Source organism: Mycobacterium sp. TH-M116 (assembly GCF_057473685.1).
In genome coordinates this window covers 1-7,843 of the sequence record NZ_JBYCLC010000320.1, presented here as the reverse complement: position 1 = coordinate 7,843, position 7,843 = coordinate 1, and the positions used below count along the sequence as shown (strand labels likewise).

Sequence of the window (7,843 nt, the reverse complement as noted above, 5' to 3'; positions counted from 1 at the left end):
TGTCGGTGATCCTGGGCGAGCCCGAGGTGGCGCTGGCCGCCGCGGCGGCCTGCCTGGACGCCGGCGTGAAGGTTGGCTGCTTCCGGCCTCCGACCGTCCCTGCCGGGACCTCGCGGCTGCGGCTGACCGCGCGCGCATCCCTGGATGCCGCCGAGCTGGCGCTTGCGCGCCGCGTGCTGACCGACGTGCTCGCCGTGGCCCGCCGTTGACCGTTCTGGTCGTCACCGGCACCGACACGGGCGTCGGCAAGACCGTCGTCACCGCGGCGCTGGCCTGCCATGCCCGCCTGGCCGGCATCGAGGTGGCGGTGTGCAAGCCCGTCCAGACCGGCACCGACTGCGGCGACGACGACCTCGCCGAGGCGGCGCGGCTGTCGGGAGTCACCAAGGTCGCCGGCGGCGCGAGGTATCCGCAGCCGTTGGCGCCGGCCGCCGCCGCCGAGGCCGCCGGCAAGGCGCTGCCCACCCGTGCGCAACTCCGCGAGCTCATCGGCGGCCTGGACCGCCCCGGCAGGCTGACCCTGGTCGAGGGCGCGGGAGGGCTGCTGGTCGAACTCGCCGAGGGGGGCGTCACGGTGCGTGACCTGGCCGTCGACCTCGGCGCCGCGGCGCTGGTCGCCGTCGCAGCCGGGCTGGGCACCCTCAACCACACCGCGCTCACCCTGGAAGCGCTTGCAGCACAAAGTGTTTCGTGCGCGGGATTGGCGATCGGGAGCTGGCCGGCGCGGCCCGGCGTGGTGGAGGCCTCGAACCGTACCGCGCTGGCCGGGATGGCCCCGGTGCGCGCCGCGCTGCCCGCCGGGGCCGGCAAGCTTGATCCCGCGCAGTTCGCGCAGATGAGCGCGGCGGCGTTCGACCGCGACTGGGTGACCGGGTTGCTCCGCTGATGGTGCACTCGATCGAGCTGGTCTTCGACCGCGATACCGAGGCGGCCGTCCGTCGCATGTGGGAGCAGCTGGCTGTCGCGGAAATCCCCAGCCAGGCGTCGGCCGGCCGCCCGCACGTCACGCTGGCCGTCGCCGAACGGATCGACAACGACGTCGACGAACTGCTGCGCCCGCTGGTCGCGCGGCTGCCGCTGCCGGCGACCATCGGGGCGCCGGTGCTGTTCGGCCGGGACAACGTGGTGTTCGCGCGGCTCGTGCTGCCGACGAGCGAACTGCTGGCCCTGCACGCCGAGGCGCACCGGCTATGCGGTCCGCACCTGGCGCCGTCGCCGATGCCCAACAGCCTGCCTGGCCAATGGACCGCGCACGTCACGCTGGCCCGCCGCGTCGGCGGCGCCCAGCTGAGCCGGGCGCTGCGCATCGCGGGCCGGCCGCGTCAGATCGACGGCCAGTTCGCGGGCCTGCGCCGCTGGGACGGCACCAAGCGCGCCGAGCATCCGATCGGCTGACCGTGGTTTGGTCGGTGCAGGCCGCTACCCTAACGTGGACGCGGACTCGTACACGGCGTAAAGGAGTACTGGGTGACTCAGGCGGCGGCTCGGCCAAGCACCGACAGCCACGACACCGAAATTCTGCAGACAGCCCGCCGGCAGGTTCTGGAGAGCGGTGAGGGGCTGAGCCGTGAGCAGGTGCTGGCGGTGCTGCGGCTGCCTGACGACCGGCTCGACGAGCTGCTGGCCCTGGCCCATGCGGTGCGGATGCGCTGGTGCGGCCCGGAGGTCGAGGTAGAGGGCATCATCAGCCTGAAAACCGGCGGCTGCCCCGAGGACTGCCACTTCTGCTCCCAGTCGGGCCTCTTCGCGTCGCCCGTGCGCAGCGCCCGCCTCGACATCCCCAGCCTGGTCGAGGCGGCCAAACAGACCGCCAAGTCGGGTGCCACCGAGTTCTGCATCGTCGCCGCGGTCCGCGGACCCGACGAACGCCTGATGGCGCAGGTCGCGGCGGGCATCGAAGCGATCCGCGCCGAGGTCGAGATCAACATCGCCTGCTCGCTGGGGATGCTGACCCCCGAGCAGGTCGAGCAGCTCGAGGCGATGGGGGTGCATCGCTACAACCACAACCTCGAGACCGCGCGGTCGTTCTTCGCCAACGTCGTCACCACCCATACCTGGGAAGAACGCTGGCAGACGTTGTCGATGGTGCGCGACGCCGGCATCCAGGTGTGCTGCGGCGGCATCCTCGGCATGGGGGAAACCCTCGAGCAGCGCGCCGAATTTGCCGCCGAACTGGCCGAACTGGATCCCGACGAGGTCCCGCTGAACTTCCTCAACCCCCGGCCCGGCACGCCGTTCGGGGACTTGGAGGTGCTGCCGGCCGGCGAGGCGCTGAAGTCGGTGGCCGCCTTCCGGCTCGCCTTGCCGCGTACCATCCTGCGCTTCGCCGGTGGCCGCGAGATCACCTTGGGCGACCTGGGCGCCAAGCAGGGCATCCTGGGCGGTATCAACGCCGTGATCGTCGGGAACTACCTGACCACCCTCGGCCGTCCCGCCGAAGCCGACCTGGAATTGCTCGGCGACTTGCAGATGCCGATCAAGGCGCTCAACGCCAGCCTGTAGGAATAGGCAATTGTGGCCGAGGATCTGGGCGTGCCGGTCAGCGGTGGCGTCTACAACGTCTACACCGGGGAGTTAGGGGGGACCGTGGTGCCGACCGCGGCCCAGCAGGGCCTTGAGCCGCCACGGTTTTGCGCCGAGTGCGGACGCCGCATGGTGGTGCAGGTCCGTCCGGACGGCTGGCGGGCACACTGCTCGCGGCACGGACACGTGGACTCCTCGAACCTGGAGGGCCGGCGGTGAACGGTCCTGGGCGAGTGTTCGCCGGCGCGGCGCTGGCGTTGTCGTTGACCGGGGCGTTGCTGGGCGCGCTGTGGGCGTGGATTGCCGCGCCCATCCACGCGGTGGCGGCCAAGACCCGGGCCGGCGAGCGCGTCCACGAGTATCTGGGCACCGAATCCGAGCACTTCTTCGACGACCCGTGCCTGCTGCTGGGCCTGCTGACCGCGCTGGCGGTCGTGACGGCCGTGCTGGGGTGGCAGTGGCGCCGCCGGCGCGGTCCGGGAATGGTCGTCGGGCTGTTCGTCGGGATGCTGGCCACCGCGGCCGTGGCCTGCGCCGTGGGCGCAGTGCTGGTCAGGCTGCGCTACGGAGAGACGGACTTCGACGCCATACCGCTGTCCGGGAGCCCGGCGGTGGCCTACGTGATCGAGGCGCCACCGGTGTTCTTCTCCCACGGGCCGCTACAGGTGGCGGCGACACTGCTGTGGCCCGCGGCCATCGCCACACTGGTCTACGCCCTGATGGCGGCGGCGCACACTCGCGACGACCTGGGCGCTTCGCCGGCGGCCCACCGGCCCGCCGATGCGCTGCCGGTGGGCGCGGGAGGATCCACGGACACAGCCGTGTCATAGCGGACGACGGTGGATCTTCCTGCCGAAGACGACCTTCGCGGCGATCCTGGCCAGCCGGGCCATTCCGACGTAGGTCATCGGGTTGAACATCGTCGGCCACGTCGTCCGGATGAGGTGCTCGGTCAGCGGGCGGCCGTTGAACCGGTCGGTGAGCCAGCGCAGCGCCATCGGGGCCGACAGCGGGTGCAGGAGCATGTGCTCGTTGAACGCGTCCCGGTGGTAGGTGACGCGGGCCCCGCCGGCGGAGTAGGCGTCGGCGAGCACGTCGATGTCCTTGACGTCGATCAAGTAGTCATGCACGGCCTGCACCAGCAGCACCGGCGGCGCCGGCACCGCGGCGCCGAGCTTGATCTGGTCGAAGACGTAGCTGACCTCGGGAGTCGACAGGACGTCCTCGAGTGGTTTGTCGAGGTAGTCGCCCATGTCCTTGCCCGCCATCGCGACGATGGCTTTCATCGTCGTCATCTTCTCGAGCGACTCCAGCACGGCGAGGCCTTCCGTGCTGGCGTGCTCGGTGATGACGCGGTCCAGGTCTGGATACGTGTGGGCGAGCGCGGCCACCACCAGCGCGGGCAGGCCCGACAGGAAGCTGCCGTTGAGCCTGCGGAAGGTGTTGCCCAGATCGCCGACGGGTGAGCCCAGCACCGCACCGACGATGTCGAGTTCGGGTGCGTACTCGGCACACATCTCGGCGGCCCATGCGCTGGCCAGTCCGCCGCCGGAGTAGCCCCACAGCCCGATCGGCGCGGCCGGTGACAGCCCGAGCCGGTCCGAACCCAGTGCGGCCCTGATGCCGTCCAGGACGCGATAGCCGGGTTCGTAGGGCGCGCCCCACAGGCCCTTGAGGCCCTCGTGGTCGGGCACCGAAATCGCCCATCCCTCGGCGACGGCGGCGGCGATCAGAAACAGTTCGAGCTGGCCGATGGACCCGAGCGCCCTGGCCCGGCGCCGCAGCGCATAGGACGGGAAGCAGCGTGACGACACGGCGTCGATCGCACATTGATAGGACAGCAGTGGGCAGGCATGCCCGGGAGCGAGCTCGGCCGGCACGATCACGGTGGTCGCGGTCGCCTCCGGCTCGCCGTTCAGATCGGTCGTCCGGTAGAGCAGCTGGACGGCTTTGACGGCCTGCGGGATCAGGCCCAGAAACGCCAGCTCGACGTCGCGTGAGCGCAGCACGGTGCCGGGCCGGGAATGCCGATAGCCCAGTGGAGGCTGGTAGAAGGGGTCGTCAGCGGGCAGCAGCGGGCGCACGTTGCGCTGCAGTTCCTCGTGTGGCGGCCGGCCGATCCACTCCGCGCCATGTGCATCCGCCAGATTGCCGAGTTCAACCATGAGGGATCCCTTCTTGGCCAACCGGCATTGTCGCGTATGAACGGGTGGTAACCACAACGTAACCGCCGTAGTGTGACCAGGCTCGCGCGGGACCAAACCTTCACGGCTGGCCGGGCGGACGGAACGCGGCGAACTCGTCGGTGATCCGGAGCCGGGAGTCGACGAAGTGGTAGAGGGACGCGGGCCGCCCGCCGCTACGCCCCGACTGCGCGATGGAACCTGTCTGGGTGATGACCCCGCGCCGGACCAGGACCCGCTGCAGGTTCGTCGCGTCTACTGGGTGGCCCAGGGTGGCGCCGTAGATGTCGCGCAGCGTCGAGAGCGCGAACTCCGTGGGCGCCAGGGCAAACCCGATGTTCGTGTAGGACATCTTGGCCACCAGCCGGGTGCGGGCGTGGGTCACCATCGGGCCGTGGTCGAAGGCCATCGGCGGCAGCGAACTCACGGGGTGCCAGCGGGTGTCCGGGGGCAGCTCGGGAGTGGCGGGGAGGGGAACCAAGCCCAGGTACGTCGACGCGATCCTGCGGGTGTTACCGGGCACCCGGTGCGGGTCGGAGAAGACCGCCAGCTGCTCGAGATGTGCCAGCTCGCGCAGGTCGACCTTCTCGGCGAGTTGACGCCGGACCGAGGTCGTCATGTCCTCGTCATTGCGCAGCCGCCCGCCCGGCAGCGACCAGGCACCTTTTTGCGGATCCTTGGCCCGCTGCCATAACAGCACGTTAAGCTGCGGTTTCTCTTTTCGAACCCCCGCCTTCACCGGCTCGGCCCCCGGGCGAACCTGGAACACGACGGCGAGCACTTCGTGCGCGGTGTTACCATGGGACATGTTTTCGATTCTAAGTCGAAAACCTCCTAGCCGAAAGGAGCCGCCGTGACGGTGCTGAAAGGCATGGACACGTTCGCGGAAAACAAGGTCACCGGCGTCACCGATTCGCCCTCCGGCTACACCGGGGTGGACGCCGACGAGCAGTGGGCCGCCGAGATCCGCCGACTGGCCACGGCGCGCAACGCCACCCTCCTCGCGCACAACTATCAGCTGCCGGCCATCCAGGACGTGGCCGACCACGTCGGCGACTCGCTGGCACTGTCGCGGATCGCCGCCGAGGCGCCCGAGGACACCATCGTGTTCTGTGGCGTGCACTTCATGGCCGAGACCGCCAAGATCCTCAGCCCGGACAAGACCGTGCTCATTCCCGACCAGCGGGCCGGGTGCTCGCTGGCCGACTCCATCACCCCCGACGACCTGCGCGCCTGGAAGGACGAACACCCCGGCGCCGTCGTCGTCTCCTACGTCAACACCAGCGCGGCGGTCAAGGCGCTCACCGACATCTGCTGCACGTCGTCCAACGCCGTCGACGTCGTCGCCTCCATCGATCCCGACCGCGAGGTGCTGTTCTGCCCCGACCAATTCCTGGGCGCGCACGTCCGCCGCGTCACCGGGCGAACCAACCTGCACGTGTGGGCCGGCGAGTGCCACGTGCACGCCGGCATCAACGGCGACGAACTGGCCGAGAGGGCCCGCGCGAACCCCGACGCCGAGCTGTACGTGCATCCCGAATGCGGTTGCGCGACATCGGCGTTGTACCTCGCGGGTGAGGGTGCTTTTCCCGCGGACCGGGTGAAGATCTTGTCCACCGGCGGCATGCTGGATGCCGCCAATGTCACGCGGGCCCGCAAGGTGCTGGTCGCCACCGAGGTCGGCATGCTCTACCAACTGCGCCGGGCGGCACCGCACGTGGACTTCCAGGCGGTCAACGACCGCGCATCGTGCCGCTACATGAAGATGATCACCCCCGCGGCCGTGTTGCGCTGCCTGGTGGAGGGTGCCGACGAGGTCGATGTCGACCCCGACATCGCCGCGGCGGCGCGGCGCAGCGTGCAGCGCATGATCGAAATCGGGCAGCCGGGCGGCGGGGAATGACCGCCGCTGCGGCGTGGACGGACAGCGCCGACGTCGTCGTCATCGGCACCGGCGTCGGCGGATTGGCCGCGGCCCTGGCCGCCCAGCGCTCCGGGCGCCGCGTCGTGGTGCTGTCCAAGGCCGACCAGACGCACGGCACGACCGCGACGCACTACGCCCAGGGTGGCATCGCGGTGGTGCTGCCCGACAACGACGATTCGATCGACGCCCACGTCGCCGACACCCTGGTCGCGGGTGCGGGCCTGTGCGACCCCGACGCGGTCACCTCGATCGTGGCCGACGGCTACCGCGCCGTGACCGAATTGGTCGGTGAGGGAGCGCGATTCGACGAAGCGGCCCCCGGCCGGTGGGCGCTCACACGCGAGGGCGGGCACTCCCGGCGCCGGATCGTGCACGCCGGTGGCGACGCCACGGGCGCCGAGGTGCAGCGCGCGCTCGACCACGCCGCGGCCGTGCTGGACATCCGCACCGGCCACGTGGCCCTGCGCGTGCTGCACGACGGCGCCCTGGGCGAAGAAGCGGTCACCGGGGTGTTGGTGGGCAATCCGGACGGTCACGGGATCATCAGCGCGCCGTCGGTGATCCTGGCCTGCGGCGGGCTCGGGCATCTCTACGGCGCCACCACCAACCCGAGCGGGTCCACCGGCGACGGGATCGCGTTGGCGTTGTGGGCCGGGGTCGCGGTCAGCGACGTCGAGTTCATCCAGTTCCACCCGACGATGCTGTTCCGGGGCGGTGCGGGCGGGCGCCGTCCGCTGGTCACCGAGGCCATCCGCGGTGAGGGCGCGACACTGCTTGACCGGCAGGGCAATGCGATCATGGCCGGTGTCCACCCGATGGCGGATTTGGCACCGCGCGACATCGTCGCGGCGGCCATAGACGCCCGGATGAAGGCCACCGGCGACCCGTACGTCCTGCTCGACGCCCGCGGCATCGAGAGCTTCGAGGCCCGGTTCCCGACCGTCAGCGCCGCATGCCGGGCCGCGGGCATCGACCCCGTCCGTCAGCCCATGCCGGTCGTCCCGGGGGCGCACTACAGCTGCGGTGGGATCGTCACCGACGTGTCCGGCCGGACCGAGTTGCCGGGGCTGTTCGCGGCCGGCGAGGTGGCCCGCACCGGGATGCACGGCGCCAACCGGTTGGCGTCCAACAGCCTGCTGGAAGGACTGGTGGTCGGCGGGCGCGCCGGCAAGGCCGCGGCCACGCACGCGTCGGCGGCCGGGCGGGTTCGCGC

Annotated in this window: 9 protein-coding genes and 1 pseudogene; 8 read left to right on the top strand and 2 right to left on the bottom strand. The window is 70.9% G+C overall.

The features are described from left to right. The 6 genes and pseudogenes from AC2VOK_RS16615 to AC2VOK_RS16590 form a co-directional block, all read left to right on the top strand. Positions 1 to 209, top strand: a pseudogene (locus tag AC2VOK_RS16615) (8-amino-7-oxononanoate synthase); the annotation flags it as partial. Next, a complete protein-coding gene (bioD, locus tag AC2VOK_RS16610; protein ID WP_428901462.1) occupies positions 206 to 886 on the top strand; it encodes a dethiobiotin synthase in 681 nt (226 codons plus the stop codon). The pseudogene AC2VOK_RS16615 and the gene bioD, both read left to right, overlap by 4 nt. Continuing rightward, on the top strand, positions 886 to 1,395 hold the full coding sequence (locus AC2VOK_RS16605; RefSeq protein WP_428901461.1) for a 2'-5' RNA ligase family protein: 510 nt from the start codon (positions 886 to 888) through the stop codon (positions 1,393 to 1,395). Before bioD ends, AC2VOK_RS16605 begins: the two co-directional genes overlap by 1 nt. 72 nt (positions 1,396 to 1,467) lie before the next feature. Beyond that, positions 1,468 to 2,502 (top strand): biotin synthase BioB, encoded by a 1,035-nt coding sequence (gene bioB, locus AC2VOK_RS16600; RefSeq protein ID WP_428901460.1) that lies wholly within the window; start codon positions 1,468 to 1,470, stop codon positions 2,500 to 2,502. Between the two features lie 12 nt (positions 2,503 to 2,514). Further along, a complete protein-coding gene (gene bsaP / locus AC2VOK_RS16595; RefSeq protein ID WP_428901459.1) occupies positions 2,515 to 2,742 on the top strand; it encodes a biotin synthase auxiliary protein BsaP in 228 nt (75 codons plus the stop codon). Next, positions 2,739 to 3,353 (top strand): DUF2567 domain-containing protein, encoded by a 615-nt coding sequence (locus tag AC2VOK_RS16590; RefSeq protein WP_428901458.1) that lies wholly within the window; start codon positions 2,739 to 2,741, stop codon positions 3,351 to 3,353. The genes bsaP and AC2VOK_RS16590 overlap by 4 nt, the downstream gene beginning before the upstream one ends. On the opposite strand, the gene AC2VOK_RS16585 is transcribed toward AC2VOK_RS16590, so the two are convergent. Together AC2VOK_RS16585 and AC2VOK_RS16580 are read right to left on the bottom strand one after the other, a co-directional pair. Continuing rightward, positions 3,348 to 4,688: a lipase family protein gene (locus tag AC2VOK_RS16585; RefSeq protein ID WP_428901457.1), complete on the bottom strand. Its 1,341-nt coding sequence runs from the start codon at positions 4,686 to 4,688 to the stop codon at positions 3,348 to 3,350. The genes AC2VOK_RS16590 and AC2VOK_RS16585 overlap by 6 nt on opposite strands. 100 nt (positions 4,689 to 4,788) lie before the next feature. Continuing rightward, positions 4,789 to 5,514 carry an NUDIX hydrolase gene (locus AC2VOK_RS16580; RefSeq protein WP_421529993.1) on the bottom strand — a complete coding sequence of 242 codons (726 nt, stop codon included), beginning with the start codon at positions 5,512 to 5,514 and terminating at the stop codon, positions 4,789 to 4,791. 45 nt (positions 5,515 to 5,559) lie between these two features. On the opposite strand from AC2VOK_RS16580, the gene nadA reads away from it, so the two are divergent. Together nadA and AC2VOK_RS16570 are read left to right on the top strand one after the other, a co-directional pair. After that, positions 5,560 to 6,609, top strand: coding sequence for a quinolinate synthase NadA (nadA, locus tag AC2VOK_RS16575; protein ID WP_428901456.1), 1,050 nt, complete (start codon positions 5,560 to 5,562; stop codon positions 6,607 to 6,609). Further along, positions 6,606 to 7,843 (top strand): L-aspartate oxidase (locus AC2VOK_RS16570; RefSeq protein WP_428901455.1); only part of this gene is annotated, 1,238 nt, incomplete at its 3' end. The genes nadA and AC2VOK_RS16570, both read left to right, overlap by 4 nt.

What these genes read in the sequence shown, in the direction of transcription:
- AC2VOK_RS16605 (WP_428901461.1), top strand. Translation starts at nt 886, where the DNA reads ATGGTGCACTCGATCGAGCTGGTCTTCGACCGCGATACCGAGGCGGCC.
- AC2VOK_RS16580 (WP_421529993.1), bottom strand. Translation starts at nt 5,514, where the DNA reads ATGTCCCATGGTAACACCGCGCACGAAGTGCTCGCCGTCGTGTTCCAG.
- AC2VOK_RS16585 (WP_428901457.1), bottom strand. Translation starts at nt 4,688, where the DNA reads ATGGTTGAACTCGGCAATCTGGCGGATGCACATGGCGCGGAGTGGATC.